This is a genomic window from Peribacillus sp. P4_D6, assembly GCF_056401795.1.
In genome coordinates this window covers 1-787 of record NZ_JBFUIQ010000373.1, presented here as the reverse complement: position 1 = coordinate 787, position 787 = coordinate 1, and the positions used below count along the sequence as shown (strand labels likewise).

Here is a 787-nt window from a genome sequence, read left to right as displayed (position 1 = left end):
GACCTATGCTACTGAAAAAAGCTTTGTAGCTCAAGGGGAACATACGATTATCCTTACTAAAAATGGACCGATCATTGTCACGCTTTAATTCAAACAATCAAGTTGCTAAAATAATAAGCCGTTATTTAGACTTTGTGATTGTGAATAAATGTACTTAAACTCCCATGAAAATTAAAAAAGCTCAAAATCCAGAAAAAACCACAACAAAAACTGACCCAGTAAAAACTCTTTTTAAAAAAAGGTTGAGCCTTATGAGTAATCTGATTGAGTTTGGTCAATCGTTAAACAAAAACCTCCAATCATAGCATATTTAGTGGAGGCTAGCGCGACGACCAAAAAAGGATTARTCTCCCATGAGTACTACCCATAAAGGGCGCGACAGTCGGTGGTACACCGTGGTCGCCGGAGTCAGACTAACGGATGGGATCAAAGGCACCATAGTTCAACGACCTTTTTCGCCAGCCATTAAAACATTATCGACATAGGGACCAATTTTCATTCTCTGTGGTGAAGCGCTGAATTTTGGGCTAACGGGTGAGTTCGTATTATAAGGTTAGCCAGTTTTTAAACTGTACCCTATGTAAAGGACATTTTTAAAAAAGGTTATGCCACTTGGAGAAGGTGATTTCTGTATTGAACAGGAGTCATCTTCTTTAAGTTCCATTGATATCTGAAATTGTTATAGTACGTCATATAACTTCTTATTTCCTTTTTAAGTTCTTCTATAGTATTACAAGGTTTAATATAGGCTTCATCTTTGAAATGACCAAAGAAGGACTCTAGGGGA

The 787-nt window shown here is 37.2% G+C and carries 1 protein-coding gene; it reads right to left on the bottom strand.

Annotated features, from left to right (window positions below):
• Positions 1 to 603 precede the first annotated feature (603 nt).
• A partial coding sequence (locus AC1DVB_RS27680) for an IS3 family transposase (protein WP_477590075.1) occupies positions 604 to 787 on the bottom strand: 184 nt, incomplete at its 5' end.